Source organism: Halorubrum salipaludis, assembly GCF_002286985.1.
GTDB classification, from domain to species: domain Archaea; phylum Halobacteriota; class Halobacteria; order Halobacteriales; family Haloferacaceae; genus Halorubrum; species Halorubrum salipaludis.
The window spans coordinates 192,118-215,771 of record NZ_NSKC01000009.1 but is presented as its reverse complement, the minus strand read 5'-3'; the positions used below and the strand labels follow the sequence as shown (position 1 = coordinate 215,771).

Here is a 23,654-nt window from a genome sequence, read left to right as displayed (position 1 = left end):
GGCGAGTTGAAGGCGCGCGGGCGATTCGGGTCGAGACATGACCGTCGTCGCCGTGCTTGCGAAGCCGCCCCGCGAGGGGCTCGTCGCGACCGGACTCGCCGGGTCGACACCGCTGTCGACCGCGGAGGCCGCCGACCTGTACGAGGCGCTGTTCCGCGACGCCGTCCTCGCGGTCGACCGCTCGGGCGGCGAGCTGCTCGTGAACTACCCCGTCGACGACGACCTCCCCGCCGAACACCGCACGGACACCGCGCCCGAGGCCGAGCTGCGCACCCTCGTCGCCGACACCCTCGGCGGCACCGACGAAGTCCGCTTCGAGCGGCAGGTCGGGTCGTCGTTCGGCGCGCGCGCCGGCAACACCGTCACCCACCTGCTCCGCGAGGAGAACGCCGACTCCGTCGCGGTCGTCACCCCGCAGGCGCCGCTGCTCTCGCGGACCGTGATCGACTCGGCCGCGATGAAGCTCCGGACGAACGAGGTCGTGCTCGGCCCCTCCACCCGCGGCCGGACCTACTACGCCGGCTTCACCGCGCCGATCGACTTCGACGGCGCGTTCGAGGACCCCAGCCTCCCGACGCTCGCGGCCCGCGGCGCCGACGCCGACCTCGACGTGGAGTTCTTAGAGTCGTCGCCCTCGATGGTCGACGGCGACGACCTGCTCGACGCGGTGCCCCTCCTCCGCGCCCGCTTCGCCGCCGAGCGCGTCGTCCCCGACTACACCGCCGCGTTCGTCCACGAGCACGGGCTGGACGTGGTCGTCGAGGACGGGGACGCACAGGTCATTCGGGACTGATACGCCTCGAAACCCCAAAACGGCTCGGCGCCGCCTCGAAACCCCAAAACGGCTCGGCGCCGCCTCGAAACCCGGAAAAGGCTCGGCGGCCTACAAACAGTAATGACCGACGAGAAGGAGAGCACATTCCTCGTCACGCACGTCGAGAGCGACTCCGCGGTGCTGAAAGACGTCAACGACGGACAGGTGCACACGCTGAGCTCGAATCCCGGGCTCGCGGTCGACGACGCCGTCGAGGCGACCGTCGCGCCCGACCCGCCGATGGAGGTCACGTATCAGGTCGTCGAGGTCGCCGAGCGGCGGTCCCTCTCGATCGAGGAGAGCGAGGAGCCCCCGACCGTCCACGAGCGCGAGCTCGCGGCCGAGACGGAGACCGGCGAGCTGGCCCGCGAGGAGCGCGCGGGCGTCGGCGAGGTCCACGTGTTGACGCCGCCGGAGGAAGACACCGCGGACGCGGTCGCGGACGTGCTCGACGACCGCGAGGCGACGCTGTCGCGGGCCGCGCGGCTCGGCGTGAACCGGGTCGAGGTCCGGTCGGAGCCGGGCGTCGTCAGCGTGCGGTACATGCCCTGAACCGGGTCGGAGACGGAAACGTCAGTTCTGATCGGCGGTCGAGCACGACGGCCCCGCCGCGCTCTGGACGCGCCAGCCGCCGTCGACCTCGCCCGGCCGCGTCTCGTAGGCGACCGTCGTCGCGTCGGTCACCGTCGCCGCGTCGACCGGGTCGCCGTCGACCTCGACCCGCTCGACGCGGAACGGCACGTCGAGGCTGTCGCCGCAACAGCCGACGTCGACGAACTCCTCGCGGGCGTCCCCGACGGCGACGCGGTCCAGGACGCGGGCGAAGTACCCCCGGTAGCGGTCCGTCTCGATCTGGTCGCGTCCCCAGTCGCTGAGCCCCTCCGGATACGAGAGGACGACGCGCGTGGCGGTCGGTTCCATGCCACACGGTACGGCGTCCGCCGGCTAAGCCGTTGCGGCGCGAGCCGTCACCTCGCGTCCGGACGGTCGCGGCCGGACGGTCGGTGCGGGAACTCCCGGGCGAGTGAGTGAGAAGGCTTATTCGCGCCCGCGCAGGAACCGGTATTTATGGTAGCGATCGAGGTACCGGAGGTCAACTACACCGAGTACTCGAACCGGCAGCTCGTGGCGGTCCCGCTCGCGGTCCTCGTTCTCGCGCTCGCGATCATCGGCGGGTGGTACCTCGTCACGGGTGCGCCGGCGAACCTCGGGTTGGAGTTCACTGGCGGCGTGGAGCTCCGGATCGCCGACGACGGCGGCGACGTAGAACAGCAGATCGAGACCGCGTTCGATCGGGAGCCCGACGCGGTCCGGTCGATCCCCGCGGACGACGTGTACGTGGTGACGTTCCGGGCGGCCGACGAGGACCCGGAGGGCCTGGCGAACGACCTGTCCGCGCAGGCCGACGCAGCCGGGCTGTCCACGAGCGCGATCGATCAGGTGTCCCCCAGCTTCGCGGCCGATACGGCCCGAACCGCGATCTTCGGCGTCGCGCTCGCGTTCCTCGGGATGAGCGTGCTCGTGTTCGCGCTGTTCCGAACCTTCGTCCCGTCGATCGCGGTCGTCGCGTCGGCGTTCTCCGACCTGGTGATCCCCGTCGCGGTGATGAACCTCCTCGGGATCCAGATGACGCTCGGGACGATCGCGGCGCTCCTGATGATCATCGGGTACAGCGTCGACTCGGACATCCTCTTGAACAACTCCGTCTTGCGGCGGACCGGCGAGTTCTACGAGTCGGTGAGCCGCGCGATGCGGACCGGGGTGACGATGACGCTCACGTCGATGGCGGCGATGATCGTCATGGCGATCGTCGCCGCGCTGTTCGGCGTCGACCTCCTCCGGAACATCGGGATCATCCTCTCGGTCGGGCTCTGCGCCGACCTGATGAACACGTACCTGCTGAACGTCTCGCTGCTTCGCTGGTACAAGTTCGAGGGGGTGAAACGGTAATGCTCGAACCGATCAAGAACAACTGGCGGATCCTGCTTCTGGTCGTCGTCGTGCTCGGCGCGACCGTGGCGCTTTTCGCGCCGCAGTTCGGTCCTCAGACCGCGCCCGGCGAGGACGCCGCCGAGGCCCAGCAGGGGATCACGAACCTCCAGTACGGGCTCGATCTTGCGGGCGGGACACGGGTCCGCGCGCCCCTGCTCGGCTACACCGCCACCGAGGTGGACTTCGACGGCGATACGCCGGACGACGTCGCCCGCGCGGTCGCGGACGAGCTCGACGGGGTCTCGGCGCGGGACATCGGGGCCGTTCCCGAGGAGACCGCGGTCGAGGTGACCGACCCGTCGGTGAGCGAGTCGGAGTTCCGCGCGGCGATGGACGCCTCGGGGTACGCCTACGACGACGTTCGCTCCGGCGTCACGCAGGAGACCCGCGACGTCGCACAGAGCGTCATCGAGGGGAAGATCAACGAGGCCGGGCTCTCCGGCGGGAGCGTCCAGCAGGTCCAGTCGCTCACCGGCGAGTACTTCATCCTCGTCGAGGTGCCCGGCGAGGACCGCAGCGACGTGATCGACCTCCTCGAGGAGCGCGGGACCGTCCAGATCGACATCGCGTACCCGACCGAAAACGGGACCGCGATCCAGGAGGAGGTGCTGATCCAGGACCACTTCGAGGACATCGGCACCGCGGCCCAGAGCGACCAGGGGACCGGGGCGTACGTTCCGGTGACGGTGCGGAACACCGCGCCGGAAGGGGAGCAGTCGCCCGCTCACGGCTTCCAGCAGGCGGTCGCGGACCGCGGGTTCGCGTCGGCGTACAACACGAACCAGGACCGCTGTGACTACAGCGAGAACCCGGACGACGTGAGCAAGCCGTGCCTCCTGCTCACCGTCGACGGCGAGGTCGTCAACTCCTTCGGGATGGACCCGGACCTCGCGGACAGCATGGCGAGCGGCTCGTGGGCCACCGACGGCGGCTTCCGGCTCACGACGACCGAGTTCAGCGAGGCGCAGACCATCTCGATCAACCTGCGCGCCGGCGCGCTCCCGGCGGACCTCGACATCAGCGGACAGGGGACCTCGCGGTCCATCTCGGCGGCACAGGGTGAGAACTACAAGAACTACTCGCTCGTGACCGGAATCCTCGCCGTGTTCGCGGTCGCCGGCATGGTGTTCCTCCGGTACCGCGAACCCGCGGTGGCGCTGCCGATGATCGTCACGGCGCTCGCCGAGGTGTACGCGCTGCTCGGCTTCGCCGCCCTGTTGAGCTACCCGCTCGAACTGGCCGTCATCGCCGGCTTCATCGCGGTCGTCGGGACGGGGGTCGACGACCTCGTGATCATCGCCGACGAGGTGATGAGCGAGGGCGAGGTGAACTCCAAGAAGGTGTTCGACTCCCGGTTCCGCCGCGCCTTCTGGGTGATCGGCGCGGCCGCGGCGACCACGATCATCGCGATGTCGCCGCTGATGGTGCTGTCGCTCGGCGACCTCTCCGGGTTCGCGATCTTCACGATCCTCGGCGTCCTGATCGGCGTCCTGATCACCCGCCCCGCGTACGGCGACATCCTGCGTCGCCTGCTGACGGTCCGGTGAGGATCGGACACGCGACCCGAATCGGACGCGGGATCCGAACCGGCCGCCCTCCGCGATTCGGTCCGCCGAGCGCGACCCCGACGACGCGCGCCGCGAACGACTCGAACACGTGACTCCCGACCAATCGGACGCGACGAACCCGACGCGGACCGCCACGCAGCCGTCGCCGTCGCGGTCGGGGAGCCGGGGTGTCCGGGCGTGACCGCCTACGGCGAGATCGTCGTCGTCGCGTTCGTCGCCCAGCTCGCGGTGCTCCCGGGCGAGAAGGTGCAGTTCATGATCGCCGCGCTGTCGACGCGGTACGATCCGAAGGTGGTCGTCGCCGCCGCGGGGTCGGCGTTCGCCGGCTGGACCGCGGTGGAGATCGCCTTCGGACAGGCGCTGCAGTCGTCGCTCCCCGGGATCGCGCTCGACGCCGTGACCGCGACGCTGTTCTTCGTCTTCGCGTACCTGCTGTACCGGTCGATGCCGGACCGCGGGTCGGGCGGAGTCGCCGGAGACGGCGAGCAAGAACCGGTCGACGCGGAGCCGGAAGCCGACGCGGAACCGGAAGCCGACGCGGAACCGGAGCCCGAGGACGCGACCCTCGCCGCGCTGGAGTCGGTGACGCTCCCCGGACCGCTCGACCGCTACGCCGGCTCGCTCGGCGGCTTTCTCCCGATATTCGCCCTTACCGCCACCGGGGAGTTCGGCGACAAGACCCAGCTGGTGACGATCGGGCTGGCCGTCCAGTACGGGGCGACCTCCGCCATCTGGGTCGGGGAGATGCTGGCGATCGTCCCGATCAGCCTCGCGAACGCGTACTTCTTCCACACCTTCGCCCACCGGTTCGACATGCGGCGGGCGCACCTCGCGTCCGCCGCGCTGTTCGCCTTCTTCGGCGCCGACACCGTGCTCTCCGTCGTCGCCGGGATCTCCGTCTGGGAGACGTTCATCGACGCCGTGAGCGCGGCGGCCGCCGGGCTGGTGTAGGCCGGGAGCCTCTGCGAACCGGCGCTAAAACTCGTCTAACCCGGACTGCTCGGCGGCCGCCAACACGTCGTCGCAGGTCGCCCACGAGCGCCGCGCGCAGTCGGGGACCTCACCGTGGTCGTCGACGTACGCCCGGAGGAAGTCACGCGTCGCCGGATCGCTCGGATAGCCGCTGCCGATCGCGTCGTACGCCGGGTAGTCGGCGTCGATCGCCGCCATCCGCTCGTCCCGGGCCACCTTGGCGACGACGCTCGCGGCGCCGACGACCGGGTCGTCCTCGTCGGCGCCGTGGGCCGCCGACACGTCGACCGCGGGGTGGTCGGGGGCGTCGTCGCCGGCGGTGTCGCCGTCCGCGACGAACTCCCCGAGCCGTCGGGCGAACCGCGCCTCGCTGGTGTCGCCGGCGTCGGCGACGACGCGGACCGGGTCGGCGGGGTCGTCGGAGTCGTCGGTGTCGTCGGGGTCGACGAGACCGGCGACGACGCCGGCGTCAAGCGCGCCCCGGACCGCCCGCGCCTGTCCGCGCACGGTGAGCGTGTTCATGTCCGTGTCCGGACGGTCGATCTCGGCGGGGTCGACGAACGCGACGCCGACGGCGACACCGTCGGCCTCCCGGACCGCCGCGTCGATCGCCTCGCGGCGCGAGGGGGCGATCCGCTTCGAGTCGTCCGCGTCGGCCGGGAGGTCGGCCGGGTCGGCGAGCACCGCCGCGGCGACCATCGGTCCGAGCACGGGACCCTTGCCGGCCTCGTCGACGCCGAGGTACACGCGTCGCTGGTCGTCTCGGACGGGTAAATAGGTTCAGAAAGCGGTCGGCGACGGACGGAAAGCCGTTTACTCGAGGAGGACCGCGTTGACCTGACCGGTCTGGCCGGGTCGGGAGGTGACGCGGGCGCGGCCCGCGGAGGTCTCGATGACGGCGCCCTTGGTGATGATGTTCCGGCGGGCGTAGTTGACGTTCGAGGGGTTGTCGACGACGTTCTCGATCTCGGCCTCGCTGACCTCGCCGCCGTCGGCGACCTGCGCGACGTTCGTCGCGAGCGCGCGGACCTTCTTCTCGGTGCCGCGGGAGTCGATGTACTGGACCCGCGTCTCGCCGAGAGTCGTCTCGGCCGGTTCGCGGCCGAGCTGGTGGCGCTTCTTGTTCGAGGCGTGCTTGAGTCGGCCGCCCGTCCGCTTGCGCGTGGAGCGTCCCTGGTCTTTCATACAGGCATGAACACCCAGCGAATACTTGAAGCGTTCGACTCGCCTCGGCGCCGAAGTCCCCGAGACCGGCGCGTGGCGGGCGGGACGCCCCGTCCGACGGCGCTCGCACTGGCTGGGCCGGCGTCGCGGTGACGGGGACGGCGCCGCACGGTCACGCGAACCGGGACTCGAACGTCCGAATCCCCTCGTCGGTCCCGACGACGACGATCTCGTCGTCCGACCGGATCCGCGTGTCGGGGCCGATCTCGGTCACGGTCTCGTCGCCCCGCTCGATGGCGATGACGGTGCAGCCGGTCGTCTCCCGGACGTTCGCCCGGCCGATCGTCTTCCCGGCCAGCCGCGGCACGCGGCTCCTGACGACCTCGATCTGCTGGTTGAGCGAGAGTACGTCGCGGTCCTCGATGACGGTCGAGGCGGACAGCCGCCCGGTGACGGTCGCGAGCGAGAGCACGTAGTCGGCGCCCGCCCGGTGCATCTTCCGGACGCTCGCGGCCTCCTCGACGCGGGCGAGGACCTGCGTGTCCGGGGCGAGGTCCCGGACCACGAGCGTCGTGAACTCCGTCGTGGTGTCGTCCGGCAGCGCGAGCACGACCGTCTGTGCCCCCTCCACGCCGGCGGCGCGCAGCGTCTCCGGATCCGTCGCGTCGCCGACCACGTCGACGCCCGCGGCGTCTTCGCGGTCGACGACTGTGACCGGGAGATCGGCGTCCCCGACCGCCTCGGTGACGGTCCGGCCGACCTGGCCGTACCCGATCACCACCGTCTCGCCCGCGCCGAACCGCCGCGTGGCCGAGTTCGCCAGGTCGACGAGCCGCTCCAACTGGTCCGACCGCCCCGAGACGAGCAGGACCGTCCCGGCCGACAGCGTCGCGTCCGGCGGCGGCGCCGCCTCGAACTCGCCGTTGAACCACGCCCCGATCACGTTGGCGCCGGCGCGCTCGCGGATGTCGGTGTCCGCCAGCGTCGAGCCGGCGAGCGGGCTCCCGTGCGGGACCGACACCTCCGCGAGCCGCAGCGAGTCGCCGATCGCGATCGCCTCGCCGAGATCGGTCTGGATCGCGGTCGTCACCTTCGCGGCGAGGCTCTCGCCGAGCAGCGACCGCGGCGAGAGCACCTCGTCCGCGCCCGCGAGCCGGTGGTACCGCTCGCGCTCCGGATCCTCGACGACGCTGATAACGCGCACGTCCGGCGACACCTCCTTCGCGGCGAGCACGATGCTCGCGTCTACCTGGTCCGAAGCGTCCGTCACGAGCGCCCGCGCGTCGGTGAGATTCGCGGCCGCCAACCCCTCCGTCGACTCCGGGTCCGCGCGGATCACCGCGCGGCCCGCCTCGTGGAGCCGCACCGCCCGGTCGTCGTCCGGCTCGACGATCACGTAGGGGATCTCGCGGGAGTCGAACTCCTCGATGAGCGCCGCCGACCGCGAGGTGTCCGAACAGACGACGACGTGATCGGACAGGTCCTCGTCCGCCGAGACGGGGACGGTCGTGGAGAACGCCTCCTCTAACAGCGGCGTCACGACGACCGGCAGCGCGCCGATCAGGAGCACCATCCCGACCAGGTCCATCACCGCGATGAACGCGTTCAGCTGCTGGCTCTCCCACGGCGAGTCCCCGCCGAAGCCCGTGGTCGTGAACATCTCGACCGAGAAGCGGAGCGCCTCGATCATCGTGCGCGGATCGCCCTCGTACACCCGCATTCCGTAGCGATAGACGACCGCGGTGAACACCAGCACGAAGAGGACGAAGCCGAAGTACCCGCCGACGCGACGCTTCCACGAGTCCATCGGAACCGAGTACGACATCCCGATACAAAAACGGGGCGCGTTCGGCGGGGTCAAGGCGGGAGAGACTGGGGGCGATATCCGGCGACGCCGGGGTACTGGCCGGCCGACGCTCGGACCGAAGTTCGATGCTTTAAGTCCCGTGGGGCGAAGACACGCGTATGGTGCGGGACCCGTCGCGCGAAGAGGATCCGCCGTCGGTAGACGACGTGCTGGACGCGCTCGCGGACGACGACGCACGGCGGATCGTGTCCGCGCTCTCCGAGCCGAAGACGGCCAGCGACATCTCGGAGGAGTGCGACATCCCCCTGTCGACGACGTACCGGAAGCTGGAGCTGCTCACCGAGGCGTCCCTGCTGGCCGAGTCGACGGACATCCGCCGCGACGGGCAGCACACGACCCGCTACTCCGTCTCGTTCGAGACGGTGACCGTCTCGATCGACGAGGAGGACGACCGGGAGTTCGAGATCGAGTTCACGCGCCCGGAGCGCACCCGGGACGAACGACTGGCCGACCTGTGGTCGGAGCTCCGCGAGGAAACATGAATACGTACATCAACCTGTTCATCATCGTCGCAAAGACCGCCATCCTGGCGCTCGGTGGCAGCATCACCTACTACGCGCTCCGAGCGTACGGCCGGACCGGCAACCCGTCGCTCCGCGCGCTCGGTATCGGCTTCGGCGTCGTCACCGTCGGGGCGCTTATCGGCGGCGTCTCCCACCAGATCATCGGATCCAGTCTGGCCGTCGGGATCGCGATCAACAGCCTGCTGACGGCGGTCGGGTTCGCCGTCATCGTCTACTCGCTGACGGTCGAGTGAGGGCTCGCTGTCGACGTTCGACGAACCCCGATTTCGGTAGCCTTTTGCGGCGCTCCGCCTTCGGAACACGTCATGAGCGACGCACGCGAGGAGCTCTCTCGCCGGATCGCCGGCGAGATAACGCTCAGCGACGACCCCGGAGCGACCCTCCGGAAGTGGCGGACCGACTTCGACGTCTCCCAGACCGAGCTGGCCGACCAGCTCGACGTCTCCTCCTCGGTCGTCTCGGACTACGAGAGCGGGCGGCGCGAGAGCCCGGGCATCGGCGTCGTCCGCCGGACCGTCGAGGGGCTCCTGGACATCGACGAGCGCCGCGGCGGCGGTCGGCTCCGCCAGTACGCGCGCGTGCTCTCCGCCGGGTTCGAGAGCGACATCGTCCACGACCTCCGCGAGTACTCGACGGCGGTGCCCCTCGAAGAGTTCTACGAGGCGATGGGGGCGACGGAGGTCGTGCGCGGCGAGCAGGACCACGTCAACGGCCACACCGTCATCAACTCGATCGAGGCGATCACCCGCCTGTCGAGCGAGGAGTTCTACCGGCTGTACGGCCAGTCGACGAACCGCGCGCTCGTGTTCACCCGCGTCACGCGCGGCGAGTCGCCGCTGGTCGCGCTGCGGGTGGTGAGCCCGACCCCGAACGCGGTCGTGCTCCACGGGATCGAGGACGGCGACCTGTGGGACCACGCCGCCGACCTCGCCCGCGTCGACGGGTTCTCGCTGGCGACCTCGACCCGCGATCTGGACGACTGCCTGGCCGACCTGCAGGCGCTTTGAGCGGGCGTCGCCCGTGAGCCGAGTGCGCTCCGCCCCCGGACCGCGACCCTGAAACCCCCGGCGCCCCTCGCCTCGGACATGAGCGACGACTACGCCGAGCGCCTCCGCGCGAACCGCCGCGAGAAGGACGACTTCTTCGCCGAGCACCCGCAGTCGCCGATCCCGCCGGAGCACCGCGACGGCTTCGACGGGCTCGACTACTTCGAGCCGAACCCCGACTACCGGGTCGAGGCGACCGTCACCGTCCACGACGACCCCGAGCCCGTCGAGATGGAGACCACCGCGAGCAATCCGGTGCGGTACCTCCGGATCGTCACCTTCGCGTTCGAGGTCGACGGCGAGGAACACACCCTCGCCGGCTACCGGCAGGAGGGCGACGAGGGGGCGATCTTCGTCCCCTTCCGCGACAAGACGACCGGCCAGCAGACGTACCACAACGGGCGGTACATGGAGCTGGAGCCGGACGGCGATCTCGGCGACGGCGACGCGGTGACGATCGACTTCAACCTCGCGTACAGCCCCTTCTGCGCGTACAGCGAGACGTTCTCCTGTCCGCTCCCGCCCGAGGAGAACTGGCTGGAGATCGTCGTCCCCGCGGGCGAGAAGGCGCCCGACATCGAGTAGCCGCCCGGCATCGAGTAGCCGGCGCGACCCTCGCGGCGCCGCCAGCGCGGAAAGCCTCAAATCCTCCCCCGCCGAAGCCCGCCCATGCGCACCCGGCTCGCGGTCGCCGGCCTCGTCGCCGTCGGCGTCCTCCTGATGGCGAACCCCCTGTACCTCCCCGTGCCGGTCGGCGAGCCCGACCCTGCGTACACCCACACCGTTCAGCCGGTCGAGAGCGGGTCGCCCGTGGCGGGCGTCGACGCCCCTGACGAGGGGAGCGACACCGGCGTCGTCGACTACGCCGACCTCGACCCCGAGGCCCGCGCCGCGTTCGACCGCGCGCTCGAGACGGAGGGCGGGTTCGGCGTCGAGGACCCCGACGAGCGCGTCGATTCGTTATCGTACCCAACCGATCCGACCCTGGGCGACGGGCTCCTCGTCGTCGCGTACGAGGGCGAGCGCTACGAGTTCTGGACGCGGACCGTCGAGCGCGAGCCGGGTCCCGTCGTCGCCCAGCGGATCGCGGTCCAGCCGGTCGCGTTCCTCGCCGGCTTCTTCGCCGTGCTCGCCGCGGTCGGGCTCGGCGCTCGGACGAGGCTCGACCGGACGTGATCGCGGGGACGCAACGCCGCCAGGACCGGCCGGAAGAACCCCGTCAGTCCGCGGCGTTCGGCTGTCCCACGGGCTTCGGGGAGTCCCCGGTCTCGATGGCCCTCCGGGTCGACTCGTCGATCTCGACGAGGTGACACAGCGGGTTTCCGGGATAGACCACGGGGTTCTCCAAGAGCCCGATCAGCAGCCCCGTGAATGGCGCTTCGACCGCGACCTCGTCCTTCTTGAACGGGTTGGTGATCGTCGCGATCCGCTCGCCCTCGCGGACGAGCGACCCGCTCTCGAAGTGCGTGTCGACGATCCCGCCGGAGTCGGCGCGGAGCCACGTCTTCTCGCCCGCGCCGGCGACGATCGTCCGCCATCCCGGCCAGCGTACCGTGTCGGTCGACAGGAGGCCGTACTCGGCGAACACGGAGCGCACGCCGGCGAGCGCGTCGTCGATGAGCGGGCGCTGGAAGCGGTGGGCCTCGCCCATCTCGATCGTGATCGTCGGGATCCCATCGTCGGTCGCCTCGCCGCGGAGGGTGCCGCTCGGTCCGTCGCTGTCGATGATCACCTTCGAGCCGAACGCCATCGCGAGCCGGTGGACGCCGGTGTCGGCCATGTCCGCGCGGACGTGGAGCATGTTCGTCCGGCCGCGGGTGGAGGTGTGGAAGTCGAGCCCGAAGTCGCAGGGCGCGATGAAGTTCTCGTAGATCCGGTGAGCCATCCGCTTCGAGCTGGTCGACCCTGCCTTCCCGGGGAACGAGCGGTTCAGGTCGCGGTCGTAGACGGGGAGGTAGCGCTGCTGGGCGAGGAACCCGGGAACGTTGAGCACGGGGAGACAGACGAGGGTGCCCGCGAGCGCCGAGAGGTCCCACTCGTGGGCGACCTCGCGGACGACCTCGATCCCGTTGAGCTCGTCGCCGTGGGCGGCCGCGGTGAGGAACACCGTCGGCCCGTCGCGCTCCCCGTTGACGATCGTCACGGGGATCCGGACCGGGTCGCCGAGGTACGTCTCGCTGATTCCGTAGCGGATGTTCTGCGTCTCTCCCGGCGGCACCGCGCCGCCGTTGTACGTGAACACCCGATCGTCGCTCATGCCGAACCGGAGCACGGCGGGGAGTATATATATGGCGACCGAGAGACTCACGGCTGATAGCCGGCAGGTCGGAGCGCGTTCGATCGGTCGACCTTTTAGGTGGGCCCACGCAGAGGCTTCCATGAGTTCGGATCCGGTACGGGTGGGAGTGCTGTCGCTGCACAACAGCAAGGAGACGAAGGCGATCTGCAACGCGGTCGAGGACCTCGGGCACGAGCCCGTGTGGCTCCGCGAGGAGAACGCCGCCATCAGCGTCGACGACGGCGACGTGTCCGTCGAGCCCGCGGTCGACGTGATCGCGAACCGGCTGCTCCTCTCGAACACCGACCAGCCCGCGGAGCTGCTCGGGCTGGCGACCACGTTCGAGCGCATCCGGCCGATGCTGAACCAGCCGGACGCGGTGCTCGCGTCGATCCACAAGTTCGCCACGGCGGCGACGCTCGCCGACTGGAACATCCGCGTGCCCGACGCGCTGCTCGCGCTGTCGAACGACCGGCTCAACGAGGGGCGCGAGCGCTTCGGCGAGGTCGGCGTGTACAAGACGGCGATCGGTACCCACGGCGGCGGGACGTGGAAGGTCGACCTCACGGAGCGAGTGAACCCGAAGGTCGGCAACCGGCAGGCGTTCCTCCAGCGGCTCATCGACCGCGACGACGAGAAGCACCGCGACCTGCGCGTGTACATCGTTGGCGACGAGATCATCGGCTCGATGTACCGCTACGCGCCCGAGGGCGACTGGCGGACCAACGTCGCGCTCGGCGGCGCGGTCGAGGACGCCACCGACGACATGCCCGAGGAGGCCGCCGAGACCGCGCTGTACGCGGCCGAGGTAATGGACCTCGACTACGCCGGCGTCGACCTCGTGGAGGGGTACGACGGCTGGTACGTGCTGGAGGTGAACCCGACGGCCGGGTTCAAGGGCCTGTTCGAGGCCACGGGCACGAGCCCCGCGCCCCACATCGCGAAGCTCGCGATCGAGACGGTCGGCGGCGAGGTCGACGACGGCGACGTCGAGCGCATCGCCGCGACGCTCGACGACTCGCGGCCGTCCTGTGCGCCGGTCCCGAAGCCGAACACGACCGAACAGCCCGACATCGGCTACATCGAGGAGGTCGTCGTCACCGGCACCTCCGGCTCCACGCAGGCGCTCGCGAAGTCGGACACGGGCGCGACCCGGACCAGCATCGACACGCAGCTCGCCGCGGAGATCGGCGCGGGCCCGATCAAGAGCATGACCCGGGTGAAGTCGGGCAGCGTGAAGGGCGGCAAGGCCCGCCCCGTCGTCGACCTCGTGATCGGTATCGGCGGCAACCAGCACACCGTCACCGCGAGCGTCGAGGACCGCGGCCACATGGAGTACCCGCTGCTGCTCGGCCGCGACATCCTCACGGACTACCGGGTCGACGTCCGCCGCCGCGCCGACACCGACGAGGCGGAACGCGACGAGGCGGGCGAGATCCTCGAAGAGGAGTAGCGCGGCCCCTCTCCCCAGCCCCCACTCCCGTCCGCCGGGCGACGAGCGACGAGCGGGGTCAGCCGTACAGCGCGATGACGACCGCGACGAACAGCAGCTCGCCGCCGACGAGGAGCGCCGCGAACAGCCAGTAGCGGTACGTCCAGAGCCACTCCCGCGCCCGCGCCGACGGCTGGCGAGCGCTCTCGCGGTCGGCGGCCCGTTCGTTCCCCGCGTTGGCGTCGCTGACCCTGTCAGCGGGGTCCGGCAGGTACGACTCGTCGAGCCGCCACTCGCCGCCCTCGTAGGTCGCGGGCACCCGGGCGCCGACGACCGCGTCGACGTCGAGCGGCGAGACGCCGACCGCCTCGAGGAACGCGACGAACGCCTCCGACTCCGCCAGCGAGCCGTTGCTCGGCGCGGGGAACCGCTCGGTGTGTCTCGCGTCGCCGTGCGGGGTCCGGAACTCCACGACGACCTCCCGGCCCGCGGACCGCACTCCCGTCACGATCAGCTCGCGCTCCGCGTCGTTGAGGTACGCCTCCCGGAGGCGCCGCTGCACCTCGTCGTCGACGTCGGCCTCCGCCGAGAGTTCCCGCTGTCGGTCGCCGTCGGAGGGTCGATCCGGCATCCGGACCGCACTTGGCGGCGCGTTCCAATAAGCGCGCGGGCCGTTTTCCGCCCGCCGGCCGCGTCCCCTCGGAGCCCGTTTCAACGCCGGCGTTCGGAAGCCGTTTCAACGCCGGCGTTCTGGAGTCGCGCATGCGCGAAGTGACGCTGCGGGTCCGCCACCACGGAGGGCCCGAGTCCGAGGTGAGCGCCCGACACCCGGAGGTGACGCTCCGATCGGTCTCCTCGATGACCGGCACGGGCGGGGAGCGAAAGCGGATCGTGGAGCTGCGCGGCCCGACCGACGAGATCGAGTCGTTCCTGACCGAGTTCCGGCGCGCAGATCCCGTGGTGGCCGCGGAGCCGATCTCGCCGGTCGCCGGCGGTCACGCGTACGTCGCGCTCACCGTCGACACCGACGGCTGGGAGGGGATCGGCGAGCGGCTCGCGGCCCTCGGCGTCCACTACCGGATGGGGACGACGATCTCCGGCGGGATCGAGCGCTGGACGGTGTACCTCGACGCCGACGCCGACCTCTCGGCGCTGATCCGCGGGGTCGAACGCGGGGGAAACGATGTCGAGCTCGCCCGCAACGTCGAGCTCTCGACGCTCGACCGCTCGCCCAAGCTGCCCGCCGCGGGCATCCTCGACGGCCTCACCGACAGGCAGCGCGAGGTGCTCGCGACCGCCATCGCGACCGGCTACTACGACCACGGCGGCGGGGTCGGCGTCGAGGACGTTGCGGCGGAGCTCGGCCTCGGGTCGACGACGGTGTGGGAACACCTCTCGCGGGCGGAGGGGGCGGTGATGAACGCCCTGTTCGACCGGTTTGAGGAGTGGGGGTTGCCCGGGGGACGCGGGACCCGGCGGAACGGCGACGATCGGTCCGAGGCGTCCCGGTAGGGTCGCGATCCGAACAATACTTTTGTGCGTTCGGGTCGGACCGGCGCGTATGGACGAGGGAACTGTGTCGGTGCCGGACGAGCAGTACGAGCGGCTCGCGGCGCTCGCGGCCGCCCGCGGCGTGAGCCCCGAGACCCAGCTGGCCCGGCTCATCGACGACGCCTACGAGGGGCTCGACGGCGACCCCGACCGCGTCGACGGGCTCCCGCTCGGGGTGTACGGCGCGGGCGACGAGGAGGCCGACGGCTCGGGCTGAGCGCGCGCCGTCGACGGATCCCCGGTTACTTCCACTCGTCGGAGCGGTCGGTCGACCCCAGCTCTCCCTTCGCCTGCCGCGGGCGCTTCCGGAACGTGAGCCCGAGCACGGCGACGTAGAAACAGGCGACGCCCGCCAGCACCATCCAGCCCGGAACCGCGCCGACGGACGCGGTGGCGACGACGCCGCTCTCCGGCTGGGTGAACACCGTGAGCCGCACGACCCACGCCGCGATGAGCACGCTGAGAAGCGGCGCGTACACGCGCCGGAGACGCCGCGAGACCGCCTCGGCGGCGGGCGTCTTGATCGTCGGGTCGCGGAGGTCGGCGCTCAGGAGCTCCCGCCAGTTCGACTGTTCGACGCCCTCGGGGTCGAGCGCGTTCGCGAACACGTTCTCCTCTAAGAGCCGGACGCGCGAGCGCCACACGTCGTACATGCGGTACCGCCGGGCCTCGATGCCGAGGAAGACGGCGAGCATCACGAGCCCGATGAGCAGCACGTAGTGCGGGCGCGACTCGTTCGAGAACGTCCACGTGAGCAGCGACGCCGTCAGCACCACCGCCCAGTTGGTCGTCCGGTCGATCCGGGTCCGCCACGAGGCCGCCCGTCCGAGCTCTCCCCGGTAGGTGTGTCCCATGAGCGAGAGCAGCTCGGACCGGTCTCCCGCGGCCTCCGCGGCGACCTCGCGCTCCTCGCGCGACTCGGGATCGAAGTCCCCGGACGAGTCGGTCATACGCCTCTTACCGTCCCCGAGGTGGTAAATCCCGGCGTGGGACGGGTACGGACCGGCCAGACCGCGGGTGCACGTGAGGGGAACGGCGCAGCGGTGGCAGGTCCGCAGCGGACGCGCTCAGGCCGGGTCCTCCTTCGTCACCTCGACCTCGACGGCGTCGGGATCGACGCCGATCCTGGCGAACTGGGTCCGGACGTGCTCTTTCGCCGCGGTCAGGGCCTGCTCGCGGGTGTCGAACCCGCGGGGCATCGGCTCCTCGAAGGCGACGCGGATCTCCTCGCCGTCGACGAGGAGGGCGGACCCGCCGCTCTCGACCTCGTAGAAGGCGTCGCACACCCAGACGTACGGGGCGTCCTCGTCGGGCGCGCCCTTGTACGCGGGGGGATCCTCACCGCGCTCGAACACCGTGCCGGTGAGCTCCGTGCCCCCGCCGCTGCCGCGAACGAGTATCATGTCACCGGTACGGGCCGGAGACTCAAAAGGGGCCCGCGGCGTCGCCGCCGACCCGGACGGCGAGGGGGAAACGCTTTCGGCGTCGGAGGCGGTGGGTCCGGCATGACGCTGGAGGACTTCACCGAGTTCGGCGACAGGGAGGGCGACGGCGGCGGAAGCGCCGATGTCGACCCCGCGAGCGCCGGATCCGGTGGTGCCGATGGAGAGAGCGGCGAAGCGGTCGATGACGGCGGCGCAACCGACGGCGACGGCGCGACCGCCGGAGGCGACGACACCGACGAGTTCGCAGCGTACGACGCGGAGCCGACCGGCGAGGACGCGGGGCTCGGCGTCGTCTCCGTCTCGCAGGGGCTCCGGGTCGCCGAGGAGGCCGAGGAGACGACGCTGAAGGCGTTCGTCACGACGGGGAACCGCGAGGCGGTCCGGCTCGGGAAGTACCTCCTCATCCCGTACCCGGACGGCGAGCGCCTGTTCTGTCGGATCACCGGGCTGGAGTACGCACAGGAGTTCCGGTCGGACGACGCCACCGAGATCCACGCCCGCCGGCAGATGCGCCGCGACGACTTCGCCGAGCGCGACTACAAGTTCATGGCCGAGCTGGAGCCGATGTCGGTCGTGTACGGGTCCGGCGACGACATGAAGCGCCGGATGACCGACCGGGTGCCGAAGCCCGGCGCGGTCGTCGAGGAGGCCTCCGACGACGCCGAGATCAAGACCGGGCTGAAGATCCCCGAGGACGGCGTCTTCCTCGGCCACCTCTCCGTGGGCGGTGAGAAGGTGCGGACGGCGGCCGAACCCCCCACCGTCGATTACCGGGTGAAGGACGACTACGCCGACGGCGACCCCCTCGCGTTCCGGCACACCCTCGTCGCCGGCGGGACCGGGTCGGGGAAGACCCACGCCTCCAAGAACGTCCTCCGGCAGTACCTCGATGCGGACCGGACCTACCCGACCGGCGACGGGCGGGAGTCGCGGATGGCGGTCGTCCAGTTCGACCCGCAGGACGAGTACGCGCAGATGCACGACGACAACCCCGACCTCGACGCCGACTTCGCCCGGCGGCTCGACCGCGAGGGGATCGCCCACGGCGGCCACGACGACACCGTCGCCTTGGTGCCGCGGGTCGCGGACGCGACGTACCCGGGCGAGGGCCACCGCGCGGAGCGCGTGGAGTTCACGATCCCCTTCTCGCTGGCGCGGGACATGCCGTGGCTCGTCGCCGGCTCCGGGCTCAACGAGAACCAGTACCCCGCCCTGCTGACGCTTCTCAACCGCTTCTTCCGCGACTACGGGGACTCGGGCACCTACAGCCAGTTCCTCTCGTACCTCGACGACCCGGCGCTCAAAGAGGAGCTTGACGAGAGCGGCCGCGTCCACGAGGCGACGTTCGACGCCGTCAAGCGCCGCGTCCGCGGCGTCCCCGGCGGCGTCTTCGACCAGGACGCGAAGCCGATCACCGAGCTGGACCACACCCTCGTCCGGCCCGGCGGGCTCTCCGTGGTGCCGACCTACCACCTGCCGACCTCGCGGCAGAAGGAGATCGTCGTGCTCGCGGTCGCAGGGCTGCTCGTCGACGACAAGCTCTCGAACGACCCCGACAGCGACCGGATCGAGGAGACACCCCTCCTGATCGGGATGGACGAGGCCCACAACTTCCTCGCCGACGCCGACACCGTACAGGCGCGGAAGGTCGTCCAGAAGTTCACGGAGGCCGCCAAGCAGGGCCGCAAGGAGCGTCTCGGCCTGTTCCTCATCACGCAGGACCCGCAGGACGTGGCCGAGTCGGTGTTCAAGCAGGTGAACACCAAGATCGTCTTGAACCTCGGCGACGAGGACGCGATCTCCAGCGTCAACATCCCCGCCAACCTCGCCGGGAAGGTGCCGTACATGGAGAAGGGACAGATGGTCGTCTACTCCCCCGACAACTCCGAGCCGGTGGAGCTGATCGGGCTCTCGGAGTGTGTGACGCGGCACGGGGACTGATCGGCGCGCTCCGATTCCGCAGAGCGGTCCGCTCGGCAGAGCGATCCGCTCGGCGGAACGATCCGTTCGACGGAGCGGTCCCGGCCCGCGTTACCGCCGCGCCGGAGCCGCCGCCGCCCTTTTTACACCGAGCGAGCGAAGCGCGCACATGGCCAAACGGATCCTCGTCGCGGTCGACGGATCGACGGAGGCGACCGAAGCGCTGCAGTTCGCGGCGTCGGAGTGGCCCGACGCCGAGCTGACGGCGCTCCACGTGATCAACCCCGCGGACTCGGCGACCGGCGCGGAGGGCGGGTTCCCCGGCGCCGCCGACCAGTGGTACGAGAGCGCCAAACAGCGCGGCGATCGGATCCTGAGCGAGGCGACGTCGACGGTCGACCGCGACGTGGAGACGCGGCTGGAGGTCGGGCGGCCGACGGCGACGATCCTCGGCGTGGCGGGCGGCGAGAAGCCGGTCGGCGAGTCGGAGGGCTCCGCCGACCCGTTCGACCACGTCGTGCTGGCGAGTCGGGGTCGGACCGGCCTCTCTCGGGTCCTGCTCGGGAGCGTCGCCGAGGGCGTGGTGCGCCGCGCCGAGGTCCCCGTCACCGTCGTTCGGTGAGGCGATCGGCGGACTCGCCGCGGTCCGCGCTCACACCACCGCGCGCTCCGCTTCGACCACCTCGCCGACGACCGTCCACCCCTCCTCGTCGGGACCGGACCGCCCGAGCAGCACGGACTCGTGGTCCTCGGAGGTGATCAGCCGGAACTCGGCGTCGCCGTCCGCGTCGGTGCGGACGCCCTCCCCGCGGAACTCCCGCTGGAAGAACTCCGTCGAGGAGAACTCGTAGACGCCCGTCTCGCCGTCGTCGAGGGTGAGTCGGACGGGTCGCGGTTGGACGTTGTGGATCCGCTTCGCGACGGGATGGAGATCGGGCATGCCCGCGACTCGGCGCGTCGCGGGTAAAAAGGCGGTGGGGTCGATGAAGGCGGTGGGGTCGACGGCCGTCGGGTCCGCGGAACCGCACCGCTGCGCGATGCGCGCAGCGGTGCGGGAGAAAACGACGCCGGAAAAATCGCCACGGCGAGACCGCGGCGAAGCTGCGGCGGAACGCCTCGGAACGCGTCGTTACGCTTCGAGGACGTCGTCGTAGTCGCCGGCGTCGACGCGGTCGTCGAACGTCCGGGCGTCCTCGCCCTCGATGGTGACGCCGAGGGAGGCGCAGGTGCCGCCGACCTCCTTGGCGGCGTTTTTCACGTCGTACGAGAGCAGGTCGGTCGACTTCTGCTCGGCGACCTTCTTCACCTGTTCGATCGACATGTCCGCGACGAAGTCCTTCTGGGGCTCGCCGGAGCCGGTCTCGAAGCCGGCCTCGTCTTTGATCAGTTCGGCCGTCGGCGGGACGCCGACCTCGATCGTGAAGGAGCCGTCGTCCTCGTACTCGATGGTGACGGGCACTTCCATGCCGTCGAACGCGGCGGTCTCCTCGTTGATCTGCGACACGACGTCCTGGACGTCCACCGGCGTCGGTCCGAGCTCGGGACCGAGCGGCGGGCCGGGGTTGGCCTGCCCGCCGGGGACGAGCGCTTCGATAGTTCCAGCCATATCCGTACGAACCCGGCGGCGACTTTTAACGGTTGTTCTTTCGAGTAGCGGGAGCCAGCGGTTCGCACACTTCCGATATCGGCCTCGGGGCGGCCGTTACGGCGTTCGAGGGGATGAATCGGGGACGGCGATCGCTTATAAGCGCCTTTCGTCGCTGACCATCTTCGAAGCCCCAACCTCGTCGCTCGCTTCGTCGCCGGCGCTGCGCGCCGGCTGCATGAGTGACCTCCGGTGCCTCTCTGCTCGCGACTCCCTCGCTGGCTCCTCGCGCCCTTATCAGGGCGCTCGGAGCCGCGCCCAGCGGTCGGTTCAGGAATCCGCGGGGACCGACCCCTTGTCCGGTCCCGCCTCCCCAGCAGTGCGTCCGGGGAGGAACGTCCCGGTCTCGCGCCGGACGCCCAGGAGGAGCACGCCGCCCGCGGCGAGCGGGAGGACCGCGCAGGCGGCGTAGATCGGCGCGAACCCCACCGCCTCGATCAGGGGCAGCGACACCATCGGGCCGAGGCCGCCGCCCACGTCGCCGAGGACGTTGTTCGTCCCCGAGGCGCGGCCCATCCGCTCGTCGGGCGTGAGGTCCGCGAGCAGGGCCATCATCGGGCCGCTCGTCCCGCCCTGCCCGGCGCCGATGAAGGCGCAGGCGAGTCCGAGCGAGACCACCGATCCGGCCCGGGCGAGCAGCAGGAACCCGACGAACGAGACCGCGAGGAACGTCAGCAGGATCGGCGTTCTGGAGTCGCGGGTGTCCGAGATCCGCCCGCCGACGAACATGAAGACCGCGGCGAAGAGGACCGTGCCGGCCATGAACAGCCCGGAAGTCCCCTGCGGGGCGAGACCGAACAGCGAGATGTCGTTCGCGCCGAGGAATAACACGAGCGTGGAGAACAGCGCGCCGATGTACGCGAACATCAGCCCGAAGTTGACCAGCCCGACCGTCACGGCCGGGACCGCGGTGTCCACGTCCCATGGCTTGATCGAGTCCCCCGACCGGTCGCCCGTGACGTGCGTCTCCGGGACGAAACGGTAGGCGACGACGCTGGCGGTGAGCGCGAACGCGGCGGCGACGACGAACGCCGCGACGTTGCTCGCGATCGCGGAGACGACCCCGCCGAGCACGAGGCCGGCCGGGAACCCCATCGTGATCCCGCCGCGGACGATCCCCATGTTCGTCCCGCGCGAGCCCCCGTCCGAAAGGTCGGCGGCGATGGTGTAGGCGGTCGCGAACACCGCGGCGGAGCCGAGCCCCCAGAGGACCCGCGCGAGCAGGAACCACGTCTCGGGCGCGACGACGGCCGCGATCGCGGTGAACCACCCCTCCGGCCCGACGGCGAGCGGACCGGCCGCCACCGTCGGCAGCGACGCCGCGAGCGGGCGGAGCGACTCGGCGGGCGGCATCGCGAGCGCGACGACGTAGCCGAGGGTGGCGACCCCCTCGACGAACAGCCCGGCGACGAACGGTTTGCGCGTCCCGTACCGGTCGACGAGGGCGCCGGCCGGCGCGTTCGCGACGAGCCGCACCCAGCGGTTCGCGGAGAGGATCACGCCGACCATGAACGCCGAGATCCCGAGGACCGCGCCGAGGTTCGGGAGGATCGGGAAGACGACCCCGCCGCCGAAGCCGACGAAGAAGGTGCTGGCGATCACCGCGAGCAGCACGGTCGGCGGGCGGTCGATCCCGAACAGTCCCACGTCAGTCACCCCGTGCCGGCCCGCCGGTCATTCCCGCTCGTCCTCGTCGACGGGCGCCATCGCGGCGATCCCGTCCTCGAGCGACGGCAGCTCCGCCCCCGCCGCGAGCAGCGGCTCGACGATCCGCCGGAGGGCCGCCTCCGCGACCGCACGCGTGTACGCCGGCTCGGGCCGGTCGGCGGTGTCGCTGACCCCCGCCGTGCCATCGCTCGGAGCGTGACCGGAACCTTCGTCCGCAGATCCGTCTTCATCCGAACCGTCCGAGTCGTCCGAATCGTCCGAACCGTCCGACCCGTCCGACCGCTCCGCCGCCGCGCTCTCCCCCTCCGCCTCGTCGCCGTCGGCGGCCGTCGCGCCTCGACTCAGCGTGATCTGTCGCGTCCGCGCTCCGTCGAGGGTCGCGACGAGCAGCGCCGCGGTCTCCTCGACGTCGACGTCGCGGAACACCCCCTCCTCGATGCCGGATTCGAGGATGTCGACGACGGTGCCGCGGAGCAGCCGGTCGCTCCGGACGAGCTGTTCGCGAATCGGTTCGTTGAACGGGCCCTGCGTCCGGAGTTCGAGGAGCGCGATGTGGAACGCCTCGCGGTCGACCGCCTCGGGCTCGAAGACGAACCAGCCGATGAATCCCGCGAGCCGCTCCGCGGGCGGGTCGTCGGCGTGGGCCGCGATGCGTCGCTCCGAGTCGGTAATGACGCGGTCGAGGAAGGCGACGAGGAGGTCCTCCTTCGTGTCGTAGTGGTAGTGGAGCAGCGACTTGCTCTTCGAGCACTCGTCCGCGATGTCCTGCATCGTCAGGTCGGCGTAGCCGTGGGCGCGGAGCGCGCGGTAGACCCCGTCCATGATCTCGTCGGCCGCGCTCGGCTGGTCGCTCATTGACTGACCGGTCAGTCAGCGATCAGTAAATCCCTATCGGTCGGGGAACGATCGGCCGCTACGCCGGACAAAGACGCGTCTCAGCGGTGTAGAACAGTCGAAAAGCCGATACAACCCTGAACGTCGTCGCCGGAGTTACAGGCGGGTGACGTTCGTCGCGCGCGGACCCTTGTCCGCTTCCTCGATGTCGAACTCGACTTCCTGACCTTCCTCCAGGTCCGGGCCGCCGACGTCCTCCATGTGGAAGAACACGTCCTCGTCCGCGTCGTCAGTCTCGATAAATCCGTAGCCGCCAGTGTCGTTGAAGAAGTCAACTTCGCCTTTCGCCATTGCAACCGTACTGGCGGGAGGGGAACATAAAAGGCTTCCGCGAGCGAGACGGCCGTGCCAAAGAGGCTCATACGCGGACGCGGGAGGGGAGTCCGTCGGGGTCGATCCCGCCGTGTTAGTAACTACTATACGACCCCGGTTGGAACCGGTAGGTATGAGTCAGTCGTACAATCGAGGCCTCATCGAGGACTTCAGCCGCTGGCGGGAGTTCGAGGCGGGGATGTGGGCCTGGATCTTCCATAAGTTCACGGGGTGGGTGCTGATCGGCTACCTGTTCACGCACATCGCCGTGTTGAGTACAGCGATCCCGGCGGCCAACGGCGCGACGATGATGTTCCAGGGGTCGGAGACGGACGTGTTCACGGGGACGATCGTCAGCCTCGAAGGGCTGCTGTTAGTGCGCATCCTGGAGGTCGGCCTGCTCGCGGTCGCCGTCTTCCACATGCTCAACGGCACCCGACTCCTCCTCGTCGACCTCGGAATCGGGCTGGAGGCACAGGACAAGAGCTTCTACGCGTCGCTGATCCTGACCGGAGCGATCACCGTCGCGTCCGTTCCGACCTTCATCGCGGGGGCGTTCTGA

General features: G+C 70.5%; 29 protein-coding genes. 16 read left to right on the top strand and 13 right to left on the bottom strand.

The genetic code is table 11. The annotated features are described in order from the left end of the window. Positions 1–37: 37 nt before the first annotated feature. Together CK500_RS14185 and CK500_RS14180 are read left to right on the top strand one after the other, a co-directional pair. Entirely contained in the window at positions 38–793 is a 756-nt protein-coding gene (locus CK500_RS14185) for a DUF2064 domain-containing protein (RefSeq protein ID WP_095637877.1), read from the top strand. A gap of 102 nt (positions 794–895) precedes the next feature. Next, positions 896–1,366, top strand: a complete 471-nt coding sequence (locus CK500_RS14180; RefSeq protein ID WP_095637876.1) for a DUF5812 family protein — start codon at positions 896–898, stop codon at positions 1,364–1,366. Between the two features lie 21 nt (positions 1,367–1,387). Here the strand turns inward: CK500_RS14180 and CK500_RS14175 are convergent, their stop codons facing one another. After that, the gene (locus CK500_RS14175; RefSeq protein WP_095637875.1) at positions 1,388–1,735 is read right to left on the bottom strand and encodes a hypothetical protein; all 348 of its coding nucleotides are present in this window, start codon (positions 1,733–1,735) and stop codon (positions 1,388–1,390) included. Between the two features lie 147 nt (positions 1,736–1,882). On the opposite strand from CK500_RS14175, the gene secF reads away from it, so the two are divergent. The 3 genes from secF (at position 1,883) to CK500_RS14160 (ending at position 5,325) form a co-directional block, all read left to right on the top strand. Beyond that, a complete protein-coding gene (gene secF / locus CK500_RS14170; protein WP_095637874.1) occupies positions 1,883–2,764 on the top strand; it encodes a protein translocase subunit SecF in 882 nt (293 codons plus the stop codon). After that, positions 2,764–4,353, top strand: a complete 1,590-nt coding sequence (locus tag CK500_RS14165; RefSeq protein ID WP_095637873.1) for a preprotein translocase subunit SecD — start codon at positions 2,764–2,766, stop codon at positions 4,351–4,353. Before secF ends, CK500_RS14165 begins: the two co-directional genes overlap by 1 nt. 198 nt (positions 4,354–4,551) lie before the next feature. Beyond that, positions 4,552–5,325: a TMEM165/GDT1 family protein gene (locus tag CK500_RS14160; protein WP_095637872.1), complete on the top strand. Its 774-nt coding sequence runs from the start codon at positions 4,552–4,554 to the stop codon at positions 5,323–5,325. A gap of 24 nt (positions 5,326–5,349) precedes the next feature. Here the strand turns inward: CK500_RS14160 and rnhB are convergent, their stop codons facing one another. The 3 genes from rnhB to CK500_RS14145 all read right to left on the bottom strand — a co-directional run bounded on the left by rnhB (position 5,350) and on the right by CK500_RS14145 (position 8,317). Beyond that, a complete protein-coding gene (gene rnhB / locus CK500_RS14155) occupies positions 5,350–6,093 on the bottom strand; it encodes a ribonuclease HII (RefSeq protein ID WP_095637871.1) in 744 nt (247 codons plus the stop codon). Between the two features lie 66 nt (positions 6,094–6,159). Next, a complete protein-coding gene (locus tag CK500_RS14150) occupies positions 6,160–6,531 on the bottom strand; it encodes a 30S ribosomal protein S8e (RefSeq protein ID WP_095637870.1) in 372 nt (123 codons plus the stop codon). A gap of 151 nt (positions 6,532–6,682) precedes the next feature. Beyond that, positions 6,683–8,317: a potassium channel family protein gene (locus CK500_RS14145; RefSeq protein ID WP_095637869.1), complete on the bottom strand. Its 1,635-nt coding sequence runs from the start codon at positions 8,315–8,317 to the stop codon at positions 6,683–6,685. Positions 8,318–8,475: 158 nt separating this feature from the next. On the opposite strand from CK500_RS14145, the gene CK500_RS14140 reads away from it, so the two are divergent. The 5 genes from CK500_RS14140 to CK500_RS14120 all read left to right on the top strand — a co-directional run bounded on the left by CK500_RS14140 (position 8,476) and on the right by CK500_RS14120 (position 11,123). Further along, a complete protein-coding gene (locus CK500_RS14140; protein WP_095637868.1) occupies positions 8,476–8,859 on the top strand; it encodes an ArsR/SmtB family transcription factor in 384 nt (127 codons plus the stop codon). Further along, a complete protein-coding gene (locus CK500_RS14135) occupies positions 8,856–9,134 on the top strand; it encodes a DUF7521 family protein (RefSeq protein ID WP_095637867.1) in 279 nt (92 codons plus the stop codon). Before CK500_RS14140 ends, CK500_RS14135 begins: the two co-directional genes overlap by 4 nt. Before the next feature lie 72 nt (positions 9,135–9,206). After that, a complete protein-coding gene (locus CK500_RS14130; RefSeq protein ID WP_095637866.1) occupies positions 9,207–9,908 on the top strand; it encodes a helix-turn-helix domain-containing protein in 702 nt (233 codons plus the stop codon). A 78-nt stretch (positions 9,909–9,986) separates the two neighbouring features. After that, a complete protein-coding gene (locus CK500_RS14125; RefSeq protein ID WP_095637865.1) occupies positions 9,987–10,532 on the top strand; it encodes a DUF1684 domain-containing protein in 546 nt (181 codons plus the stop codon). An 84-nt stretch (positions 10,533–10,616) separates the two neighbouring features. Beyond that, a complete protein-coding gene (locus tag CK500_RS14120; protein ID WP_095637864.1) occupies positions 10,617–11,123 on the top strand; it encodes a hypothetical protein in 507 nt (168 codons plus the stop codon). Between the two features lie 43 nt (positions 11,124–11,166). Here CK500_RS14120 and CK500_RS14115 read toward each other — a convergent pair whose 3' ends face one another. Further along, complete coding sequence (locus tag CK500_RS14115; RefSeq protein WP_095637863.1) at positions 11,167–12,204, bottom strand: succinylglutamate desuccinylase/aspartoacylase family protein; 1,038 nt, start codon at positions 12,202–12,204, stop codon at positions 11,167–11,169. Positions 12,205–12,325: 121 nt separating this feature from the next. Between CK500_RS14115 and CK500_RS14110 the strand changes: the two genes are divergently transcribed. Further along, positions 12,326–13,678 carry a putative ATP-dependent zinc protease gene (locus tag CK500_RS14110; protein ID WP_198951574.1) on the top strand — a complete coding sequence of 451 codons (1,353 nt, stop codon included), beginning with the start codon at positions 12,326–12,328 and terminating at the stop codon, positions 13,676–13,678. Positions 13,679–13,736: 58 nt separating this feature from the next. Here CK500_RS14110 and CK500_RS14105 read toward each other — a convergent pair whose 3' ends face one another. After that, positions 13,737–14,288, bottom strand: coding sequence for a hypothetical protein (locus CK500_RS14105; RefSeq protein WP_095637862.1), 552 nt, complete (start codon positions 14,286–14,288; stop codon positions 13,737–13,739). 131 nt (positions 14,289–14,419) lie between these two features. Here CK500_RS14105 and CK500_RS14100 point away from each other — a divergent pair, with 131 nt between their 5' ends. Together CK500_RS14100 and CK500_RS14095 are read left to right on the top strand one after the other, a co-directional pair. Continuing rightward, a complete protein-coding gene (locus tag CK500_RS14100; protein ID WP_095637861.1) occupies positions 14,420–15,169 on the top strand; it encodes a helix-turn-helix domain-containing protein in 750 nt (249 codons plus the stop codon). A 49-nt stretch (positions 15,170–15,218) separates the two neighbouring features. Then, entirely contained in the window at positions 15,219–15,425 is a 207-nt protein-coding gene (locus tag CK500_RS14095; RefSeq protein WP_095637860.1) for a hypothetical protein, read from the top strand. Positions 15,426–15,450: 25 nt separating this feature from the next. Here the strand turns inward: CK500_RS14095 and CK500_RS14090 are convergent, their stop codons facing one another. Then, complete coding sequence (locus tag CK500_RS14090; protein ID WP_095637859.1) at positions 15,451–16,158, bottom strand: DUF2270 domain-containing protein; 708 nt, start codon at positions 16,156–16,158, stop codon at positions 15,451–15,453. A 117-nt stretch (positions 16,159–16,275) separates the two neighbouring features. Continuing rightward, the gene (locus CK500_RS14085; RefSeq protein WP_095637858.1) at positions 16,276–16,611 is read right to left on the bottom strand and encodes a DUF7113 family protein; all 336 of its coding nucleotides are present in this window, start codon (positions 16,609–16,611) and stop codon (positions 16,276–16,278) included. Between the two features lie 102 nt (positions 16,612–16,713). On the opposite strand from CK500_RS14085, the gene CK500_RS14080 reads away from it, so the two are divergent. Continuing rightward, on the top strand, positions 16,714–18,594 hold the full coding sequence (locus CK500_RS14080) for an ATP-binding protein (RefSeq protein WP_095637857.1): 1,881 nt from the start codon (positions 16,714–16,716) through the stop codon (positions 18,592–18,594). A gap of 148 nt (positions 18,595–18,742) precedes the next feature. Then, a complete protein-coding gene (locus CK500_RS14075) occupies positions 18,743–19,195 on the top strand; it encodes a universal stress protein (RefSeq protein ID WP_095637856.1) in 453 nt (150 codons plus the stop codon). Positions 19,196–19,225: 30 nt separating this feature from the next. Here CK500_RS14075 and CK500_RS14070 read toward each other — a convergent pair whose 3' ends face one another. The 5 genes from CK500_RS14070 to CK500_RS14050 form a co-directional block, all read right to left on the bottom strand. Then, complete coding sequence (locus CK500_RS14070; RefSeq protein WP_095637855.1) at positions 19,226–19,513, bottom strand: transcriptional regulator; 288 nt, start codon at positions 19,511–19,513, stop codon at positions 19,226–19,228. A gap of 189 nt (positions 19,514–19,702) precedes the next feature. Next, positions 19,703–20,179 carry a 50S ribosomal protein L11 gene (locus CK500_RS14065; RefSeq protein ID WP_095637854.1) on the bottom strand — a complete coding sequence of 159 codons (477 nt, stop codon included), beginning with the start codon at positions 20,177–20,179 and terminating at the stop codon, positions 19,703–19,705. A 309-nt stretch (positions 20,180–20,488) separates the two neighbouring features. Next, complete coding sequence (locus CK500_RS14060; RefSeq protein ID WP_095637901.1) at positions 20,489–21,865, bottom strand: MFS transporter; 1,377 nt, start codon at positions 21,863–21,865, stop codon at positions 20,489–20,491. Positions 21,866–21,892: 27 nt separating this feature from the next. Next, the gene (locus CK500_RS14055) at positions 21,893–22,741 is read right to left on the bottom strand and encodes a TetR/AcrR family transcriptional regulator (protein WP_095637853.1); all 849 of its coding nucleotides are present in this window, start codon (positions 22,739–22,741) and stop codon (positions 21,893–21,895) included. 135 nt (positions 22,742–22,876) lie between these two features. Continuing rightward, positions 22,877–23,071 carry a cold-shock protein gene (locus CK500_RS14050; protein WP_004046659.1) on the bottom strand — a complete coding sequence of 65 codons (195 nt, stop codon included), beginning with the start codon at positions 23,069–23,071 and terminating at the stop codon, positions 22,877–22,879. Positions 23,072–23,225: 154 nt separating this feature from the next. Here CK500_RS14050 and sdhC point away from each other — a divergent pair, with 154 nt between their 5' ends. Continuing rightward, positions 23,226–23,654 (top strand): succinate dehydrogenase, cytochrome b556 subunit, encoded by a 429-nt coding sequence (gene sdhC / locus CK500_RS14045; protein WP_095637852.1) that lies wholly within the window; start codon positions 23,226–23,228, stop codon positions 23,652–23,654.